20 protein-coding genes are annotated in these 18,284 nt (G+C 36.9%); 10 read left to right on the plus strand and 10 right to left on the minus strand.

Going from position 1 to position 18,284, the window contains the following annotated elements; genetic code table 11:
- Positions 1-23: 23 nt before the first annotated feature.
- Positions 24-1,268 carry a DUF5103 domain-containing protein gene (locus MWU65_RS15980; RefSeq protein WP_247079574.1) on the minus strand — a complete coding sequence of 415 codons (1,245 nt, stop codon included), beginning with the start codon at positions 1,266-1,268 and terminating at the stop codon, positions 24-26.
- A 180-nt stretch (positions 1,269-1,448) separates the two neighbouring features.
- On the opposite strand from MWU65_RS15980, the gene MWU65_RS15985 reads away from it, so the two are divergent.
- The 10 genes from MWU65_RS15985 (at position 1,449) to MWU65_RS16030 (ending at position 10,117) form a co-directional block, all read left to right on the plus strand.
- Entirely contained in the window at positions 1,449-2,798 is a 1,350-nt protein-coding gene (locus MWU65_RS15985) for a Na(+)-translocating NADH-quinone reductase subunit A (RefSeq protein ID WP_247079575.1), read from the plus strand.
- A gap of 3 nt (positions 2,799-2,801) precedes the next feature.
- Positions 2,802-4,004: an NADH:ubiquinone reductase (Na(+)-transporting) subunit B gene (locus tag MWU65_RS15990; protein ID WP_247079576.1), complete on the plus strand. Its 1,203-nt coding sequence runs from the start codon at positions 2,802-2,804 to the stop codon at positions 4,002-4,004.
- A gap of 14 nt (positions 4,005-4,018) precedes the next feature.
- On the plus strand, positions 4,019-4,771 hold the full coding sequence (locus MWU65_RS15995) for a Na(+)-translocating NADH-quinone reductase subunit C (RefSeq protein WP_247079578.1): 753 nt from the start codon (positions 4,019-4,021) through the stop codon (positions 4,769-4,771).
- A gap of 3 nt (positions 4,772-4,774) precedes the next feature.
- Positions 4,775-5,422: an NADH:ubiquinone reductase (Na(+)-transporting) subunit D gene (locus MWU65_RS16000; protein WP_247079580.1), complete on the plus strand. Its 648-nt coding sequence runs from the start codon at positions 4,775-4,777 to the stop codon at positions 5,420-5,422.
- Between the two features lie 27 nt (positions 5,423-5,449).
- Positions 5,450-6,184 carry an NADH:ubiquinone reductase (Na(+)-transporting) subunit E gene (gene nqrE / locus MWU65_RS16005; protein ID WP_247079582.1) on the plus strand — a complete coding sequence of 245 codons (735 nt, stop codon included), beginning with the start codon at positions 5,450-5,452 and terminating at the stop codon, positions 6,182-6,184.
- Positions 6,185-6,186: 2 nt separating this feature from the next.
- The gene (gene nqrF, locus MWU65_RS16010) at positions 6,187-7,494 is read left to right on the plus strand and encodes an NADH:ubiquinone reductase (Na(+)-transporting) subunit F (protein WP_247079584.1); all 1,308 of its coding nucleotides are present in this window, start codon (positions 6,187-6,189) and stop codon (positions 7,492-7,494) included.
- Between the two features lie 263 nt (positions 7,495-7,757).
- The gene (locus tag MWU65_RS16015; protein ID WP_247079587.1) at positions 7,758-8,141 is read left to right on the plus strand and encodes an ankyrin repeat domain-containing protein; all 384 of its coding nucleotides are present in this window, start codon (positions 7,758-7,760) and stop codon (positions 8,139-8,141) included.
- A gap of 116 nt (positions 8,142-8,257) precedes the next feature.
- Positions 8,258-8,659 (plus strand): ankyrin repeat domain-containing protein, encoded by a 402-nt coding sequence (locus tag MWU65_RS16020; protein WP_247079589.1) that lies wholly within the window; start codon positions 8,258-8,260, stop codon positions 8,657-8,659.
- An 86-nt stretch (positions 8,660-8,745) separates the two neighbouring features.
- Positions 8,746-9,105, plus strand: coding sequence for a Na(+)-translocating NADH-quinone reductase subunit F (locus tag MWU65_RS16025; protein WP_247079591.1), 360 nt, complete (start codon positions 8,746-8,748; stop codon positions 9,103-9,105).
- Entirely contained in the window at positions 9,083-10,117 is a 1,035-nt protein-coding gene (locus MWU65_RS16030; protein ID WP_247079593.1) for an FAD:protein FMN transferase, read from the plus strand. The genes MWU65_RS16025 and MWU65_RS16030 overlap by 23 nt, the downstream gene beginning before the upstream one ends.
- 2 nt (positions 10,118-10,119) lie before the next feature.
- Here MWU65_RS16030 and MWU65_RS16035 read toward each other — a convergent pair whose 3' ends face one another.
- The 9 genes from MWU65_RS16035 to MWU65_RS16070 all read right to left on the minus strand — a co-directional run.
- Positions 10,120-10,884, minus strand: coding sequence for a class I SAM-dependent methyltransferase (locus tag MWU65_RS16035; protein ID WP_247079595.1), 765 nt, complete (start codon positions 10,882-10,884; stop codon positions 10,120-10,122).
- An 18-nt stretch (positions 10,885-10,902) separates the two neighbouring features.
- On the minus strand, positions 10,903-11,718 hold the full coding sequence (gene map / locus MWU65_RS16040; protein WP_247079597.1) for a type I methionyl aminopeptidase: 816 nt from the start codon (positions 11,716-11,718) through the stop codon (positions 10,903-10,905).
- A 50-nt stretch (positions 11,719-11,768) separates the two neighbouring features.
- On the minus strand, positions 11,769-13,286 hold the full coding sequence (gpmI, locus tag MWU65_RS16045; RefSeq protein WP_247079599.1) for a 2,3-bisphosphoglycerate-independent phosphoglycerate mutase: 1,518 nt from the start codon (positions 13,284-13,286) through the stop codon (positions 11,769-11,771).
- 355 nt (positions 13,287-13,641) lie between these two features.
- A complete protein-coding gene (locus tag MWU65_RS17815; RefSeq protein WP_348646044.1) occupies positions 13,642-13,809 on the minus strand; it encodes a DUF6747 family protein in 168 nt (55 codons plus the stop codon).
- A gap of 122 nt (positions 13,810-13,931) precedes the next feature.
- Complete coding sequence (locus MWU65_RS16050; protein WP_247079601.1) at positions 13,932-14,699, minus strand: M48 family metalloprotease; 768 nt, start codon at positions 14,697-14,699, stop codon at positions 13,932-13,934.
- Between the two features lie 44 nt (positions 14,700-14,743).
- Positions 14,744-15,484: a M15 family metallopeptidase gene (locus MWU65_RS16055; protein WP_247079603.1), complete on the minus strand. Its 741-nt coding sequence runs from the start codon at positions 15,482-15,484 to the stop codon at positions 14,744-14,746.
- Between the two features lie 2 nt (positions 15,485-15,486).
- A complete protein-coding gene (locus tag MWU65_RS16060; RefSeq protein WP_247079605.1) occupies positions 15,487-15,939 on the minus strand; it encodes a GNAT family N-acetyltransferase in 453 nt (150 codons plus the stop codon).
- Positions 15,940-16,085: 146 nt separating this feature from the next.
- The gene (locus MWU65_RS16065; protein ID WP_247079607.1) at positions 16,086-17,237 is read right to left on the minus strand and encodes a gliding motility-associated C-terminal domain-containing protein; all 1,152 of its coding nucleotides are present in this window, start codon (positions 17,235-17,237) and stop codon (positions 16,086-16,088) included.
- A gap of 3 nt (positions 17,238-17,240) precedes the next feature.
- A partial coding sequence (locus MWU65_RS16070; RefSeq protein ID WP_247079609.1) for a hypothetical protein occupies positions 17,241-18,284 on the minus strand: 1,044 nt, incomplete at its 5' end.

The raw sequence follows: 18,284 nt of genomic DNA on the forward strand, positions 1-18,284 counted from the left end.
CTTTAGCTGACAAAGTTGTGGCATTAGTTGGTGATATTGCTAGAATTTCCACTACCTAACCCAATAAGGCTATCAAACTGATCTCCAAAATTTCTGTAATATACAAGCACCAAATAGTTGTTTTCCGTATAGTGAAAATCTCCTCCTATGGTGTTGATATTAATTTGGTTGTCTTCAGTTTTAATGGCGTATTTGTAGTTGTAGAAGCCTTGTTTTAGTTTTAGTACTCCTTCCATATAGCCGGTGTTCTCGTTGTAGGTTAATTTGTTCTCTTCTGTAAGCGCGTAATTGTTGAACTTTCCAAATACATATACATCGTTTAGGGCAATGGTTTCTTTATATGGTAATTTAAAATGAATACTGGTATACTCTGCTTCTCTAGAGGCGTCATCTCCTTGTTGCGTACCGACAATAAAATCGCCATTAATATCAGGAAAATAGGTGTAAGGTTCTTTGCTTCTGTGCTGGTCTGTATGTAGGTAATGATGATAAATATCCTCTAGTTGTACACGGGCAATTGCTGTGGTTGTGGCCCGAAGATCTTTGGTGTCAAAGTTTAAAAATTCATTGCCGCCAAAAAAACTAGTTTCGGTATCATATTTATAGATCAATTCTTTTCCTATGGTGTATTGTGGCTTTATATTGTAAAGGGCAGACGTCCAATAGTAGTTTTGAAGTATGGCTATTTTTACGGCTCTTTTTGGATTTATAAGTTGAAAATTGCCAGCGTTAATAGTGACTTGAACGACTTGCTTTTCGTTTAAGAAATTAAAATCGCGTGTTCTTTTAGTACTGACACCAACGGTTACCATATTTTTGTAAACTAAAAACCGTCTTGAAAATTGAAGTTCGTCTATATCGTTGTAAACTTCCAACATGTAGTTGCCACTAATCTTAAGACTTAGGTTATTGTTGGGGATAGTTAAACGGTAGTTAGAATAGGCTTGTAAGGTATTGTAACTGTTGCTGTATTCCGTGATTCTTTGGTTGTCTAGTCCGCTCAGGTATTGCGATTTTAATAAATTGGATGGCTTCCAGGTGTAATCGCAATGTACAATCTTGTAGTAGTAGTCATCTTCAGAGGCGTTGAGGTCGTCAAATTCTAGGTAGGCATATGCGCCAAGTTCTATGATGGGAAATTGATCTGCTGTTGTTCCTTTAAAAAGTATGGATTTTATATTGCTCGGAGGGTTTTTTTCTACGAGTTCTTGTGCTTGTGCTAAAAAAAAACTCCCTAAAGACAGAAGTAGGAAAAAATAGTGTTTCATTGCGTGATATTGAACTGCAAATATAAGCAAAAGTTGTGCCTAAAATTATTTTGAGTCATTTTGGAGTAGCTTTATTTAGAATCAATATAAATAAAATATCTTCTGTTGTTTTGGCGAGGAAATATGCACTTAAAACTTTAAATTTGCACGAAATTTTGTTAACCTAAGGTCTACAATAATATGTCTACAGACATTCGAATAAAAAAAGGCTTAAATATCAACCTAGTCGGTGCCGCAGAGCAAACTACCTCTAAAGCGGTTTTAAGTAATGTTTACGCAATAAATCTTGACGATTTTCATGGTGTAACGCCAAAAATGTTAGTAAAAGAAGGGGCTTCTGTTAAAGCAGGAGAGCCGTTGTTTTACAATAAGGATATAGAAGAAATGTTTTTTGTTTCTCCTGTAGCTGGTGAATTGGTGGAAATACAAAGAGGAGCAAGAAGAAAAATATTATCGCTAAAGATTCGCGCTAATAAATCCAATGAGGTAGTAGAACACAAAACACTAAACTTAGCGAATGCGACTGCAATTGATGTAAAAGAGCAGTTGTTGACATCAGGTTGTTGGGCTTTTATTAAACAAAGACCCTATGATGTAGTTGCCAATCCAAAAGTTGCTCCAAAGGCTATTTTTGTTTCTGGTTATGCAACAGCGCCATTGGCGGCAAACCTCGATTATGTTTTGCAAGGAAAAGAAAAGGAATTACAAGCGGCAGTAACTGCACTTGCAACCTTGACTTCTGGAACAGTGCATGTTTCTGTGAATAGTGCCAACTCACCATTGTCTGGTTTGTCTGGGGTTACAGAGCATAAAGTTTCTGGGCCACATCCTGCAGGCTTAGTGGGTACGCAGATCAATAAAATTGACCCTATTAATAAAGGGGAAATGGTTTGGACCGTGAATGCCCAAGACTTGGTGATTATAGGTGAGTTGTTGTTAACGGGTAAGTTTAACGCACAAAGAACAATAGCGTTGGCTGGTTCTGTTGTTAAGTCGCCTAAATATTACACAGCTACTATAGGATCTGAAATTTCTACTTTCTTATATGGAAGTGGTGTTGCTATTGAAAACTTCCGGGTTGTTAATGGCGATGTGTTAACGGGGTCTAAGACTTCTCCAGAAGGGTATTTGGGATATTATAACAATACAGTAACAGTTATTCCTGAAGGGGACGATTATGAGTTATTTGGATGGAACAAGCCTGTTTTTAATAAAATATCATCAACGAGAGCAATGACCTTTTCATGGTTGTTCCCGAAGAAGAAATATGATTTAAATACCAATACTAATGGCGAGCATAGAGCTTTTGTTGTTACTGGTGCTTATGAAAAAGTGTTTCCAATGGATATTTATCCCATGCAGTTGTTAAAAGCTTGTATGATAAAGGATTTGGATGAAATGGAACAGCTTGGATTGTATGAAGTTGCCCCAGAAGATTTTTCATTAACGGAGTTTATATGCATATCCAAACAACCACATCAGCAAATAATTAGAGAAGGGTTGGACTTATTACAAAAAGAAATAGGATAAAAGATGGGTCTTAAAAATACATTACACAATTTAAAGGAAAAGTATAAAGGCAAAAAAATGGCACCTGCATTTAATGCAATCCATACGTTTTTGTACTTGCCAAATGAAACTACGCATTCTGGTTCTCATGTGAGGGCGGCAGATGATTTAAAGCGTACAATGAATACGGTTATCATGGCGTTGGTTCCAGTTTTATTATTTGGAATGTTCAATGCTGGTTACCAACACTTTTCTGCAATAAATGGTTTTCCCGCAGATTTCTCCCTTATGGAACATTTTCTTACTTGGGATAACTTCTGGGTTGGAATTACAACTGTACTTCCTTTGGTGCTTATCTCTTATGGGGTTGGACTAGCGGTAGAGTTTGTTTTTGCAGTGATTAAAGGACATGAAGTAGAAGAAGGCTACCTGGTAACGGGTATGTTGGTACCATTAATTGTTCCTGTTGATACCCCTTTATGGATGTTGGCAGTAGCTGTTGTTTTTGGTGTCGTAATCGGAAAAGAAGTTTTTGGTGGTACAGGAATGAATATTTTAAATCCTGCATTAACCATTAGAGCCTTTTTATTCTTTGCATATCCAACTTGGATGAGTGGAGATAAGGTTTGGGTGCATGGAGCGGTAGAAAGAGCCGGGACTGCAGATGCTATTTCTGGTGAAACTGTTCTTGGACACTTGGCTCAGAATAGTGACTTGTCGCATTCAGTTTCGGACATGTTCTTTGGTTTTATACCGGGTTCAGTAGGTGAGACTTCAACATTCTTAATACTTTTAGGGGGCTTGTTCTTAATCTTTACCAAGATAGCAAGCTGGCGTATTATGTTAAGTGCTGTTGTGGGTGCCTTAGTGATGGGCTTAATTTTTAATGGCGCAGTTAGTGCAGAATGGATTTCGGAAGGAAGTAAATTCTACGGTTTAATGAGCTTTGAATTCTGGCAGCATTTGCTTGTTGGTGGTTTGGCCTTCGGTATTGTATATATGGCTACGGATCCAGTTACAGGTTCACAAACCAATAAAGGCAAATGGATTTACGGATTCTTTATCGGATTTATATCGGTTTTAATTAGAGTATTTAATCCGGCATATCCAGAAGGAGTTTTCTTGGCCATATTATTAATGAATGTTTTTGCGCCTACAATAGATCACTATGTGATTCAAGGGAATGTTAAAAAACGTTTGAAAAGATTAAAAAAGACTACAGCTTAATATAAAGTATAATTATGGCAATTGATACAGATAAAAATAGTTACACCGTCATTTTTGCAGCAATTATGGTTGTTGTTGTGGGGTCTATCTTGGCTTTTTTAGCGTCATCGTTGAATGATCGTATTAAAGAAAACGAAAGATTTGAAAAACAACAGAACATTTTGTACGCAATGGGTGTTGATGAAAATGAAGATGAAGGAAGCGTAAATTTTATTCCTACGGATAAGGTTGAGGCCGAATTTAAAAAGTACATTAAAGAGCAATTGGTAATACAAGGTGATAAGATCACTACGGATGACCAGGCATATTTAATAGATTTAAAGAAACAAGAAACACTTGCTAAAAGTGGAGAGCAGCGAAAATTACCTGTATTTATTGGAGAAAGAGACGGAGTTAAATCGTATATCATTCCTATGAGAGGGAAAGGTCTTTGGGATGCAATTTGGGGTTTTGTTGCCTTAGGTGAAGATTTAAAGGTGCAAGGTGTCTTTTTTGATCACAAAGGGGAAACACCAGGCCTAGGAGCAAATATTAAGCAGCGTTATTTTATGGACGACTTTGTTGGTGAGTCTATTTTAAGCGGAAATAGTTTTGTTGGTATAGCAGTAGCAAAAGGGAATAATGACCCTATCAATGAAATTAAGGATGACAATGAAGTAGATGCTTTAGCTGGTGCTACTATTACAGGTGACGGAGTGTCTGCGATGATAAAGCAAAGCATAGCGCTTTATAAAGATTATTTAGAAACTATAAGAGCTAAAAATTAAGAAATGGGATTACTTTCTAAAAAAGATGCAAATCTAATATTAGATCCATTAGCGGATAACAACCCAATTACCATTCAGGTACTGGGAATTTGTTCTGCCTTGGCAATTACAGCAGAATTAAAAGCGTCTATAGTAATGGCGATTTCAGTGATGTTTGTACTGGGAATAGGGAACGTTGTGATCTCTTTAATGCGGAATATCATTCCGTCAAAAATTAGAATTATTGTACAATTGGTTGTCGTAGCTTCTCTAGTAATAATCGTAGATCAGGTATTAAAAGCCTTTGCTTATGAGTTAAGTAAGACCTTGTCTGTATTTGTTGGTTTAATTATTACCAACTGTATTATTATGGGGCGTTTTGAGGCTTTTGCCTTGGCAAACGGGCCTTGGAGGTCATTCCTAGATGGTATAGGAAACTCTTTTGGTTATGGTTTAATATTGATTATTGTTGGGTTCTTTAGAGAACTTTTAGGTTCTGGAACTTTATTAGGGTATAAAGTATTGGGCGATCCAATTGCTAAATCTGGTTTGTATGCATTTGGATATGAAAACAATGGTTTTATGTTATTGTCACCAATGGCGTTAATTGTAGTTGGAATCATCATTTGGATACAACGTTCAAGAAATAAAGCCTTAATAGAAGAAAACTAGAATTAGTTATATAAAAAGTACAATGTTATGTTAGAACATATAGAATTATTCTTTAAATCCATATTCATAGACAATATGGTATTTGCTACCTTTTTAGGAATGTGTTCCTATTTGGCGGTATCTAAAAAAGTGACAACAGCTGTAGGTTTAGGAGCTGCTGTAATTTTTGTACTGGCGGTAACAGTGCCTTTAAACTGGCTGTTAGATCAGTATGTGTTAAGAGATGGAGCGTTAGCTTGGCTAGGTCCAGAATATGCAGATTATAATTTAAGCTTTTTATCCTTTATTTTATTTATTGCTACCATTGCAACAATGGTTCAATTGGTAGAGATTGTGGTAGAAAAGTTTTCGCCTTCCTTATACAATTCATTAGGTATTTTTTTACCATTAATTGCTGTAAACTGCGCCATATTAGGTGGATCGTTGTTTATGCAATCTAGAGACATCCAAACCTTAGGTTTAGCGTTTAATTACGGGGTTAGTTCTGGTATTGGTTGGTTCTTAGCAATTTTAGCTATTGCCGCCATTCGTGAAAAAATAAGATACTCTAATGTGCCACCTGCCTTAAGAGGCTTGGGTATTACATTTATTGTTACAGGACTTATGGCCATCGGCTTTATGAGTTTTGGAGGGATGCTAACCGGTGGTGATGATGCTCCTCAAGAGGAAAAATCGGGCACCGCACAGCAAATTGAAGAAAAGAAAGTTAAGAATGAGGTTGATGAAAATTCAGTTTCTTATAACAACGCTATAAATAAATAAGAATGATTTTAGCTACAAGCACAATAGGTACAATTGTTATAACAGTAATAGCTTTTATGGTATTATTACTGTTACTAGTTGCTCTTTTACTTTTTACCAAAGAAAAATTATCTCCATCTGGTCCTGTTACCATAACTATAAATGGTGAGAAAAAGATAGAAGTGGGTTCTGGGAATTCATTATTGACCACTTTGGGTAATCAAAAAATATTTTTACCGTCTGCCTGTGGTGGTGGTGGTACTTGCATACAGTGTGAGTGTCACGTATTATCGGGTGGTGGGGAAGCGCTGCCAACAGAAACGCCACATTTTTCTAGAAGAGAATTGAGTCACGGTGTTCGTTTGGCTTGTCAGGTAAAAGTGAAGCAGGATATGGATATTACTATTCCTGAAGAAGTATTTGGTATAAAAAAATGGGAAGCTACCGTTGTTCGTAATTACAATGTTGCCTCTTTTATTAAAGAATTTGTTGTTGAAATCCCAGAAGATATGGGGTATAAGGCAGGTGGTTATATTCAAATCGAAATTCCTGAATGTGAAATTAAATATTCAGATATCGATATTACTGCACATCCTGAAGAACATGAAACACCAGATAAGTTTCAGGCAGAATGGGATAAATTTGGTTTATGGCCTTTGGCAATGAAGAATACCGAAACTGTAGAAAGAGCCTATTCTATGGCCTCTTTTCCAGCAGAAGGACGAGAAATTATGTTAAATGTACGTATAGCAACCCCACCTTGGGATAGAGCTAAAAATGGGTGGATGGATGTAAATCCTGGTATAGCCTCATCGTATATTTTTGCACAAAAACCAGGGGATAAAGTTGTCATCTCAGGACCTTACGGCGAGTTCTTTATCAATGAGTCCGAATCTGAAATGTTATATGTTGGTGGTGGAGCAGGGATGGCGCCAATGCGTTCTCACTTGTATCATTTATTTAAAACTTTACGTACAGGTAGAAAAGTAACGTATTGGTACGGTGGTCGTTCTAAAAGAGAGTTGTTCTACTTAGAGCATTTCTATGAGTTAGAAAGAGAATTTCCTAACTTTAAATTCTATTTGGCACTTTCAGAGCCGATGGAAGAGGATAATTGGAAGGTCAAGGAGAATGTAGATGCTCCAGGTGATGGTTTTGTAGGTTTTATACACAATTGTGTTATCGATAACTATTTAAGTCACCATGAGTCTCCAGAGGATATTGAGTTGTATTTCTGTGGCCCGCCATTAATGAACAAAGCTGTTCAGAAAATGGGTGAGGATTACGGTATACCAGATGAACATATACGTTTTGATGACTTTGGTGGATAACCCGCAAATGAAATAAAATAGAAAAGCCGATACAGCAATGTATCGGCTTTTCTATTTTTTAGGGTGTAGCAATTGCCCGTGCACTTTAGCTGTTTCTTGTATAGGACTGCTCCTTTTGACGCTCCTTTGTTTTCAATCCATTAGTAGGTTAGCTACCGTTCACTCGTAAGATTCTACCGTTGGTCATAAACTAGTTTTGGAAACAAACAAACTGCAATACATTTACACCATAATCAATTCATCATCATTTAAAAACAACAATTATGAAAAAATTTAGTATTGCATTCGGAATTTTATTTAGTGTTTTATCAGTAAGTGCAAAAACTACTGCAGACCCAATGAACGACAAAAAAGTGGTTAAAGAGACAACGAAGAATTTAACACCTTTAAATTTAGCAGTTGCCAAAGGAAATTACGTATTAACAGAGCAATTCTTAGCATACGGGTCAGATATCAATGAAGGCTCCAAAGTAATGGGGATGACTCCCTTAATGTATGCTGCTCGGTATAACAATGTAAAATTATTAAAATTGCTTATCGCCAATGGTGCGGAAGTAGAACTTACCTCTAAAGTAGGCGTTACGGCACTAGAATATGCCAAAATATCTAAGGCATCAGAAGCTGTTACTTATTTGTCAAGTTTATAACTGAAATGTTAAATAAATATTAATATGGATAAAAAGTGAAACAAAATTAATTTACGGTCGTCTCTATTAATATAAATCAAAAGTTAAATCATTCATCACATCAAAAATCAATTATCATGAGAAAATCAATTATCGCATTCGGAATTTTATTTAGTTTATTAGCAACAAGTGTATCTGCTAGTGCAGGCCCAGGATCTGACTCTAGTAAAGATAAAGATCTAAAAATTACCAAAACAACCATTAAAAATTTAGCACCCTTAAGTGTTGCTGTGGTTCAAGGTAATTATGAAATGACTCAAAAATTTTTAGAATTTGGGTCAGATATCAACCAAAAATCAGGAGCATTGGAAATGACGCCATTAATGTACGCTGCTAGATACAACAAAGTAGATTTGTTACAACTTTTAGTGGCGAATGGGGCCGACGTGGATGCTACTTCAAAAATTGGTGTTACAGCATTAAAGTACGCAAAAGCAGCCAATGCATATGCTGCAGTGAAGTACTTAAAGAGTCTTTAGTGTATTGACTTTTAAAATTTAATTTAGTTAGAAAGAGATTGTCCTTTTAGTGGGGTAGTCTCTTTTTTTTGTTCTAATTTTGTAGTATGGGAAAACCTTTATCGGCACAAGAACTACATAATTTAGCAATGAATATTGTTGGTAAGCAGTTAGAGGCAGAAGGATTTGAGTTTATGGGGGTTAATAGCCAGCCAAAGAAAAACCCACAATTTGTATGTCTAAAGGATAAGCAATTGCATTTTATTGTGGTCCGGGATATAGCATACCCAAACAACCCTAAGGTTTATGATGTTGCTTTTATGAAAAAAATGAAGGAGCATGCTGAAAAAATGGATGCCAAGACCTACTATGCCGGTGTAGGCTTATCAAATGCAGTTGATGGTAATTTGCCAGTTTACTTAAATGAAGAATATATTGTTGATTATGAAGGGCTTATTGAGATTTAAAATAAAAGGGGTTTTACTTTTAATGGTTGTTGCATTATTTTTTGGTTGTAAAAGAGGAAACTCCTCTAAAATAATTGAAAATAGAAATAACGGCCCAGCTCTTGGTACCTCTTACAGTATCATTTATTTTTCTAACACTAAGTTAGATTATCAACGGGAAATTGATTCTGTTTTTGCAGTAATCAATCATTCTTTATCTACCTATATACCAGACTCAGACATCTCCAAGATCAACCAAGGAGACTCTACTTTAAAAATAGATCATATGTTTACTGATGTATTTTTGCTCTCTAAAGAAATCCATGCAAAAACAAGTGGTTATTTTGACCCAACGGTTGGTGTTTTAGTCAATGCATGGGGTTTTGGTCCTGGTCAAAAAATAGAATTGGATAGTACTAGAGTAGATAGTTTGTTACAATTTGTTGGGTTTCATAAGGTAGAACTTACCAATAAAGGAACAGTTCGGAAGCAGAGTCCTAGTATTAATTTCGATTTTAATGCTATTGCCAAAGGGTATAGTATTGATCGCTTAGCGGCAATGTTGGAGGCTAAGGGAGTAGAGAATTATTTAATTGAGGTAGGGGGTGAAATTACCGCAAAAGGAAAAAACGTTCTCAAAGATAAGAGTTGGGTTGTAGGCATTAATGATCCGCAAATTGAAGATAGAACGGAGTATAAGGCTGCTGTAGCTTTAAAAGACGTTTCTATGGCTTCATCAGGGAACTACAGGCATTTTAGAATAGACGCTGTAACTGGTGAAAAATATGTACATACCTTAAACCCATTAACTGGCTTTACTAAAAATTCAAAGGTGTTGGCGACAACGGTAATTACAGACAATTGTGCCAAAGCAGATGGGTATGCCACTGCTTTTATGGCTATGGATTTGGAGGCTTCCAAAAAGATCTTAGAAAAAGACAGTACACTAGAAGTGTATATGGTTTATTTGGATGAAAACGGGGAGGCTAAAGACTTTATGACCCAAGGTTTTAAATCCTTAATATTGCAATAGGTTTATTTTTTTACAATAGGAATAAGCTCACCTTTGGCGAGACAGTACTTGGTAACTGCTTCTTGGGAAAGGGTATTGGTGTAATCTACTTCTTCAACACCAAAACCAATGGCTCTTAATTTATTAAAATAATCTCTGCCATAAATGCGTACATGGTCGTATTGTCCAAAAATACGCGCCCGCTCTTTTCTGTCGGTTATGCTGTTGTCTTCAAAAGTAGTTTCTCTATTGAGATCTTGTGGAATTTGAAAAATTCCCCATCCACCAGGTTTTAAAACTCGATACAATTCTTGCATTGCTTTGGTGTCATCTGGGATGTGTTCTAGCACGTGATTGCAAAAAATAATATCATAGGTGTTGTCCTTAAAAGGCAATTTGCAAATATCTGCTTTTACATCTGCCAAGGGAGATTCTAAATCTGTTGTGGTATAGTCTAGATTCTTCATTTTCCGAAAACGTTTGTAAAACGCTTGTTCTGGTGCAAAATGCAAAACCTTATGCGGTGCAGCGAAAAAATCTGTTTCGTTCTGTAGGTACAGCCATAGTAATCTGTGGCGTTCTAAGGAAAGTGTTGAAGGAGATAATACATTGTCTCGTTGCTTTTCATATCCATAGGGTAAAAAACTTCGAAAGCTTTTCTGGTCTATAGGGTCTGTATACTTCTTTCCTTTTAAATAAAGTGCTAAAACAGGCCGAATAACATAACTTAATTTAATTAGCCAAGGCCTGGGAACCAGATTAAGGATGTTTTTGAATGTTTTTTTCAAGGGATAAAAGGCTAACGATTAACTGTTGCTTATTTTTCTAAATTCATCTTCTTCATTGCTGGTTATTCCTAATGCTTCATAAATATAGTCAAAGGTAGATAGTAATTGTGGCTTACCATTTACTAAAGCAACATCGTGTTCAAAATGTGCACTAGGCTTGTTGTCTACAGTGGTTATGGTCCACCCATCATTGTGTTGTACAATTTTTCTGGTACCTTGATTAATCATTGGCTCTATAGCAACCACCATACCATCTACAAATTTCTTACCTCTACCACGTTTTCCGTAATTTGGCATTTCTGGACCTTCATGCATTTGCTTGCCTAAACCATGGCCTACAAGTTCACGAACCACTCCATATCCTTCGGCTTCGCAAAACTGTTGAATGGCAAAACCTACGTCGCCAACCCTATTACCTGCCTTAAATTGGCGGATACCAACATAAAGCGATTGTTTGGTGATGTCTAGTAATTTTTTGGTGTCAGGATGTACTTCTCCCACCTCAAAAGTATAGGCGTGATCTCCGTAATATCCATTTTTTAATACCCCACAATCAATAGAAATAATATCCCCTTCTACCAAGGGAGTGTTGTTTGGGATTCCGTGAACTACCTGGTCGTTGGGACTCATGCAAAGGGTGTTTGGAAAATCATACAATCCTAGAAATCCTGGAATACCACCCTGGTCTCTTATGAATTCCTCTGCAATTTTATCTAACTTTAAAGTGGTAACACCAGGTTTAACTTCTTTGGCTATTTCGCCTAGGGTTTTGGAAACTATAAGCGCACTTTCGCGCATAATTTCAATTTCTTCAAGGGTTTTTATTTTTACCATAGTTTGCAAAGTTAAAACAATCTTGTACAATCATCTATAGATTGAAGATCTTAAACTAAAGAGTTTTGAGTCATTAATTTTGGTTGTTCAATACCAATTAACTTTAATATGGTTGGTGCAATATCACCCAAAACACCATCGTTAATGTGCTTCAGTTCTTTGTCTACCAAAATTAAAGGAACTGGATTTGTAGTGTGTGCGGTGTTGGGGCTTCCATCAGGATTTACCATTGTTTCACAATTTCCGTGATCTGCAATTACCAGGGTAGTATACCCATTAGCTAAGGCAGTAGTGATTACAGATGCTGCACAGCTATCTACAGTTTCACAGGCTTTTATGGCTGCTTGCATATCACCTGTATGGCCCACCATATCCGGATTGGCGAAATTTAAACAAACAAAATCGGCCTCCCCTTTTTCCAATTCTGGAATAATAGCATCCCTTATTTCAAAAGCACTCATTTCTGGTTGCAGGTCATAGGTCGCTACTTTTGGAGACGGACATAATATGCGCTTTTCTCCATCAAAAGGAACTTCTCGACCGCCGTTAAAGAAAAAAGTTACGTGTGGGTATTTTTCTGTTTCAGCAATACGTATTTGTTTTCTTCCCGCCTTAGAAAGTACCTCTCCCAAAGTTTCTTCAATATTGGCTTTGTCGTAAATAACAGCCACGTTTTTGTACGACTCATCATAATTGGTCATAGTTACGTAATACAGCGATAGGGGGTGGGTGTTGTATTCGTGAAATACTTCCTGACTCAGCATTTGCGTTAATTCTCTTCCTCTATCTGTTCTAAAATTAAAGAATATAACAACATCATCCTCTTGTATTTTAGCAATGGGTGCATTGTTGCTGTCTGTTACAACAATGGGTTGTACAAACTCATCAGTAATATCATTGTCATAGCTGTTTTGTATTGCTTCTACGGGGTTGTTAGATAAACTCCCTGTATTGTGTACTAGAAGATCGTAGGCTAGTTTTACGCGTTCCCATCGCTTGTCGCGATCCATGGCATAGTACCTTCCTATAATAGTAGCTAGTTGCGTTTTTTTACCGGCACAAAAGTTGGTTAAATCGGCTATGTAATTTTTACCACTTTTAGGGTCTACATCTCTACCATCAGTAAAAGCGTGTACATATGATTTCTCGATACCGTAATTTTCTGCTGCGGTAATTAATCCTTTTAAATGCGTAGTGTGCGAGTGTACACCTCCATTACTTAGTAAGCCTAAAAAATGAATAGGCTTGTTGTTGTCTTTGGCGTGTTTAAAGGCGTCTTGCAATACTTTTTCATCCTTTAAAGTATTTTCTTTGATAGCTAAGTTTATTTTAGCCAAATCTTGGTACACAATACGGCCTGCACCTAAATTCATATGTCCTACTTCACTGTTGCCCATTTGACCTTCTGGAAGTCCAACACTCATACCGTCGGTTAGTAAATTGGCATTGGCGTAATTTGTATATAAACTGTCTATAAATGGTGTGTTTGCATTTTCTATGGCAGAGACTTTAGGGTCTGGAGATTTTCCCCAACCATCTAAAATCATTAAAATAACTTTCTTATTCATGGTGTAAATTGTTTGCAGCTCAAAAATACCATCATTTATTAAGTTTTAGAGCCTTTAGAGCTTCTTTTTTTAGATTTTTCAGATTCTGTCAAAGAGAAGTTGTTACTAAAACGATATCGCAAAAAAAAGGGAGTGCACAATATGATTTTTAAAAATACATATGCCCCAAATAATTGAGTGGTATTGATTGTTGCATAGGGTCATATCGCAATTTTATCGCGACTAGCAAGGAATTACACAAAGGCAAAAAAGGGAATGTATTCTCAAGAGGTAAAAAAAAATCCATTGAAATTAATCAATAGAATTTTATAAGTATATTGAAATACCGTAATTGTGTTCTTGCAACTGGGTTGCCTTAAAATCTAAATCCTGTAAATGCTCTGTATAAAAAAGCATAAACGGCAATAGAGATAAGTGCGAAGCAAAAAACAGAATATATTTTTAAAATTGTAACTGCTATACCTGGTTTGCAATCGTCAAATGCACTGAGGTAAATGTTTTTATAATGTAGTAGCCATTCCATATCGTCTCATTTTTTGAATTATAAAAGTTCAAAGCAATAAGTGTATTAATGGTCAATATGTAAGCTTGGGGTGCTCCAAATTTATGGAAAAAGAACGAGAATAATGGGTTTTTAACGATTTTTTATTGCTGTTTCTTGTATTTGGCAATGGCTTCTCTAATTTTTTCTATTCTATTTTCAGGGTCAGGATGGGTACTTTGAAACTCTGGTTGCCTATTAGGGCCAGCGGCAGCTTTTAGTATTTTCATTACGGCGATCATTTCTTCCGGATTATAACCCGCTTGAATCATAAATAAAACACCTAATTCATCACTTTCCAGCTCATCACCACGGCCATTTGTCAATAAGGTGTTTTGTCCTATACCACTTACCACGCCGCCCATATCAGCTCCAACCGAGGCACCCATCGTTAGGGTTTGCCAAAAACTACTATCCGCTATGCGCTCCGCGGAATGCCTGCCAATAACATGTCCTATTTCATGGCCTAAAACCCCGGCTAATTGCGCTTCTGTGAGCTGGGAAAATAAAGCATGGGTAATAAAAACTTGCCCTCCAGGTAATGCAAATGCATTAATGGTCTGGTCATCTGCCAGTAAATGAAATTCAAATTTATAAGGAGTTTCTTTAGCTATACTATTTTGTACTATTTTAGTGCCAATGGCATCTACCAAAGCTTGCTTGCCTTGGTCTGGGAATAAACCACCATATTGCTGTGCTACTTCAGGGGCACTTTGTAAGCCTATGGCAATTTCTTGATCGGTATTCATATTAATATTTTGAACACGACCCGTATAAGGGTTTTCTTCTTTGTTGTTGCAGCGTTGCACAAATGCAAAGGCAACAATGACTAAACCTATGATGATTCTAATTTTCCAATTTCCTCTTTTCATTGTGGTGCTGCTCCTTGGTTAGTAAAAGAAAGATACAAAAAGAGTTATAATAGTGTTGGATTTATGTCTAAAATATTATTCACTATATAAGATTTTATAAAGCCTGTAGTAAAGTGTTCACTTCCTAGTAAATCTTGGTTGTGTAATAGGCGCATGATATTTTTACTCCTAAACTGGGTTAACATGGGTATGGAAATAGGGGCATAACTATAGTGCCAAGGTTCATACTTAAATCCTCTTCTTTTTTTATCATTGGTGTACACTAAATGAAAACCATATTTTTGGGCATTCTCGTCCATCCATATTTTTATGTCCTCAAAAGGGCCGCCTGCTTCAAATTTTTCAGGAACAAGGACATCGCCAGTGGTTTTTTGGTACCCATCAATAATGTCAATATCGGTACCCCAATGATGTCTGCTAGTGCCAGGAATGGTAGAATATTCCACAATTTTTTCTATAGCGTCTAGGGGGCTTAAATTTTCGTTTTGAGTGTATTTTAAATATTTGCGTTCCCAAATACCTTCTTGTCTTGCGTAGTTTCTATAGCTAGAGACTATTTTAAGATCAAAGCCATCACTATAGGCGGCAACTTTCATTTTAAGGAAAGCGTCATGGGCTTCTTTTCGTAGGTTAATGCCTTTTCCGTAAAGATCAATATCTGTTTGCCCCATTAGTTCTTGAACAGAATATTCCATGTCTTGTTCTTGCGAAAAAATAAAGTTGGGTAGTGTTAAAGCAACGGCTCCTACAATACCACTTTTTAGAATAAATGACCTTCTTTGCATAACTATGAATTTAATTTTTTATACATCACATAATGTAAACCTACGTCTGGAATATCAAAAATAGGCCCAAATTTAGAATAACCCGAATTAATATAGAATGGAATTGCGCTTTCTCTTGCATTCATCCATACTATAAAAACGTTCTTTTTCTCTAAAATTGTTTCGGCAACCGCAATAATTTTACGGCCATGTCCTTGGCCTTGGTACTTTTCTAACACTGCCATTCCTCGCAATTGGTAGGCGTTGGTGCTAGAAATAGCTTCGTTCTTCTGTTTAAATAAACTAACAACGGCTATTAATTTGTTTTTATAAAAACCACCGATATGAATGGTAGTTGGTGTATCATCACCATCAAAGATAAAAGAAGAAATGGGTTTTCCTGCTCGTAAAACAGCGTGGCGAACAGCATGTGTTTCTAGGGATGAGATAAGTGTATAGGATATTTTGGTTGCCATAGTAATACTAAAGGAGACCAAAAATACAAAGTATTGTTGGGAGTTGTCTATAAGCTGCCCTTATATTGTAAACGTGAAGCTATAAAATTTGGAGGTCAAAAATTTTAAAAAAGGTAGTGTTCTTATGCCAATAGTGGACAGTAGAATTAATGGGTAAGGTATAAAAAGCCTTGAAACTCTAATTGTAAGTCATCTAAATACGCCAAATAGAAATACACGCCACTAGGCAAACCTTCATTTCTTTGGTATACAAGATTGTTCATGTTAGAAAAACCGGTAAACTCATTTTGGTAGTTGTTTTGTTCAAACACTTGAAGTCCGTTTCTATCAAAAATACGAATGCGGTTGTTGGGAGATTCTTCCAGTTCAGGGATGTAGAGAAAATCATTGATCCCATCTCCGTTATTGCTAACAAGGTAATTGTTTAATTTAAATAATTTCGTTGGAATGGCCATTTTGGCAAAGGTAATGGCTTCATAATCATTGGGAACAAAGGTTTCTGAGGTTACGGCACCCTGGTTTAAATCGCCTATAGGATTTACGCTCCCTAAGTTTATCCATTTTTTTGCAGTGCGGTGCCAACCCGCAACCCCTATTTGATAGTATTCATCAACAATATTGGAAATTGCAGAGCGTTCATTCCAAGAAATACTAATTGTAGAAGGTAGGCTGCCATCAATATCCCAAAACTCGGTTGTGCTAAGCGCACGTACTTCTTTTTCTCGGCTATTGGTGTTAAAGCTGGTGTTAAAAGTAGTGGGTATGTTGGGGTCTTCGTAAAAATAGGCGCATTTGGCTTCTGGGTTTTCACTTTCAGAATTTAAGGTTAGTGGTCTAATATAGCTAGCGTCACCCACCGTAAAAAAGAAATTTTGTTTTTGTTTTATAGACAGGTAGCCGTCTACTTTAGAGAGATCAGATTCTCCGGTAGTAAAGGCATCTGGAGATACAATCATGTTCTCTATGGGGTTGTTTCTAAAGGTGCGGATATCACCATCTATAAAATTAAGCGCGTTGGTAACGTCTATAGAAGTTTCTAGGTCAACAGCACTTAGGGGTTTAAATATCTCGATATCATAAAAAACAGGAATAAACGCCCCTGAAACGCTGGTAACGGTGGGGCCGTAAAAACCTACGGTACCCAAATTTTGGTCAAAGGTAGCGTTATTGATTAGGTTGGTATGAAACCCAAGGGTAGCGGTGTCATGAATGCGAATGCTACCGCTATTGTACAGGGCAGATTGTGCAAACGTACTTGTGGTAAGTAGAACTAGTATGAAGTAGTGTATATTTTTCATCTACTAAAAATCTGTTACGGTAAAGAACCAAGCTGCATCTGTTGGTGTTCCTGCACTATCTGATATTTGTACGGTAAAGCTTGCGGCTGATTGTGCTGTGACTTGAATTGTTAATGCTGTTGTACCTACATTTAAAGGAGTTAATTGAATGATGTAGTCCCCCCCTAAACTTAAAGCGCTTAGATTTACAGTGTAAACACCAGGGACAGAATACGCAGATGTAACGGTAGGGGTTATTTTTACTGCTGTTCCTGTTGCATCAACTTTCCCCATAGCTCTTACGGCTGGGGCTTGCCATATTGCTGTACCAGCACCATCTGTGGTTAAAACTTGGTTTGCTATTCCCCTTCCTGTAGGTAATGCGGTAGAATTTACACCAGTATTAATTGTTGTTGTCCCAGAAACATTTAATGATCCAGTTATAGTAGTGCTGCCAGCTGCTAATGTTCCTGTGGTAACGACATTTTGGGCATTAAAGTCTGGTGTTATTTTGGAACCAGCAATTGCAGCAGTAGGGTCTACATCAACATTTGAAATAGTTCCGTCAAAAATTTTGGCAGATGTAACTGCCCCGTCAACAATTGTTAAGACACCTGCGTTGGTCATTGTCGCATTTCCAGAGATAACAACTTCAGTGGCGTTGTTACTACCGTCTCCTACATAAATTCTGCCATCTGCTAATTCGTTAATAGCATCTATGCTAGTAGTGTTTGCATTTTCTGCAGCTGTTGCTCGCGAAACTTCAGCTAATAAAGCAGTATTTCCAGTAGATAAGGCAGTAGCTAAATTGGTGTCAACATAGGTTTTAACGGCTTGCTCTGTGGGGAAATCCGTATCTGAGTTATCAACCAAAGTGCCATCTGTGGATTTATTGGCGGTGTTTTCTTTGGCGGCTACAGCGGGAGCTATTGCTATTGCTGCTTCTACAAATGCCTTAGTTGCTGCGTCTTGGGGGTTGGTGGGATCTACAACATCGGTAAGCTTAAAAGTTCCGATTGAAAGGTCAGCAGTAGGAACAGCAAAACCAGTTAATGAGATGTTAGTTTT

This window comes from Cellulophaga sp. F20128, assembly GCF_023015805.1.
GTDB lineage: Bacteria > Bacteroidota > Bacteroidia > Flavobacteriales > Flavobacteriaceae > Cellulophaga.

Bases quoted from the DNA above. Each gene is read 5' to 3' on its own strand.
- map (WP_247079597.1), bottom strand. From the start codon at position 11,718: ATGGTAAAAATAAAAACCCTTGAAGAAATTGAAATTATGCGCGAAAGT.
- MWU65_RS15980 (WP_247079574.1), bottom strand. From the start codon at position 1,268: ATGAAACACTATTTTTTCCTACTTCTGTCTTTAGGGAGTTTTTTTTTA.
- MWU65_RS16055 (WP_247079603.1), bottom strand. From the start codon at position 15,484: ATGCAAAGAAGGTCATTTATTCTAAAAAGTGGTATTGTAGGAGCCGTT.
- MWU65_RS16050 (WP_247079601.1), bottom strand. From the start codon at position 14,699: ATGAAAAGAGGAAATTGGAAAATTAGAATCATCATAGGTTTAGTCATT.
- MWU65_RS16025 (WP_247079591.1), top strand. From the start codon at position 8,746: ATGGGAAAACCTTTATCGGCACAAGAACTACATAATTTAGCAATGAAT.
- nqrF (WP_247079584.1), top strand. From the start codon at position 6,187: ATGATTTTAGCTACAAGCACAATAGGTACAATTGTTATAACAGTAATA.
- MWU65_RS16000 (WP_247079580.1), top strand. From the start codon at position 4,775: ATGGGATTACTTTCTAAAAAAGATGCAAATCTAATATTAGATCCATTA.
- MWU65_RS15985 (WP_247079575.1), top strand. From the start codon at position 1,449: ATGTCTACAGACATTCGAATAAAAAAAGGCTTAAATATCAACCTAGTC.
- MWU65_RS15990 (WP_247079576.1), top strand. From the start codon at position 2,802: ATGGGTCTTAAAAATACATTACACAATTTAAAGGAAAAGTATAAAGGC.
- MWU65_RS16020 (WP_247079589.1), top strand. From the start codon at position 8,258: ATGAGAAAATCAATTATCGCATTCGGAATTTTATTTAGTTTATTAGCA.
- MWU65_RS17815 (WP_348646044.1), bottom strand. From the start codon at position 13,809: ATGGAATGGCTACTACATTATAAAAACATTTACCTCAGTGCATTTGAC.
- MWU65_RS16015 (WP_247079587.1), top strand. From the start codon at position 7,758: ATGAAAAAATTTAGTATTGCATTCGGAATTTTATTTAGTGTTTTATCA.
- gpmI (WP_247079599.1), bottom strand. From the start codon at position 13,286: ATGAATAAGAAAGTTATTTTAATGATTTTAGATGGTTGGGGAAAATCT.
- MWU65_RS16065 (WP_247079607.1), bottom strand. From the start codon at position 17,237: ATGAAAAATATACACTACTTCATACTAGTTCTACTTACCACAAGTACG.
- MWU65_RS16030 (WP_247079593.1), top strand. From the start codon at position 9,083: ATGAAGGGCTTATTGAGATTTAAAATAAAAGGGGTTTTACTTTTAATG.
- MWU65_RS15995 (WP_247079578.1), top strand. From the start codon at position 4,019: ATGGCAATTGATACAGATAAAAATAGTTACACCGTCATTTTTGCAGCA.
- nqrE (WP_247079582.1), top strand. From the start codon at position 5,450: ATGTTAGAACATATAGAATTATTCTTTAAATCCATATTCATAGACAAT.
- MWU65_RS16060 (WP_247079605.1), bottom strand. From the start codon at position 15,939: ATGGCAACCAAAATATCCTATACACTTATCTCATCCCTAGAAACACAT.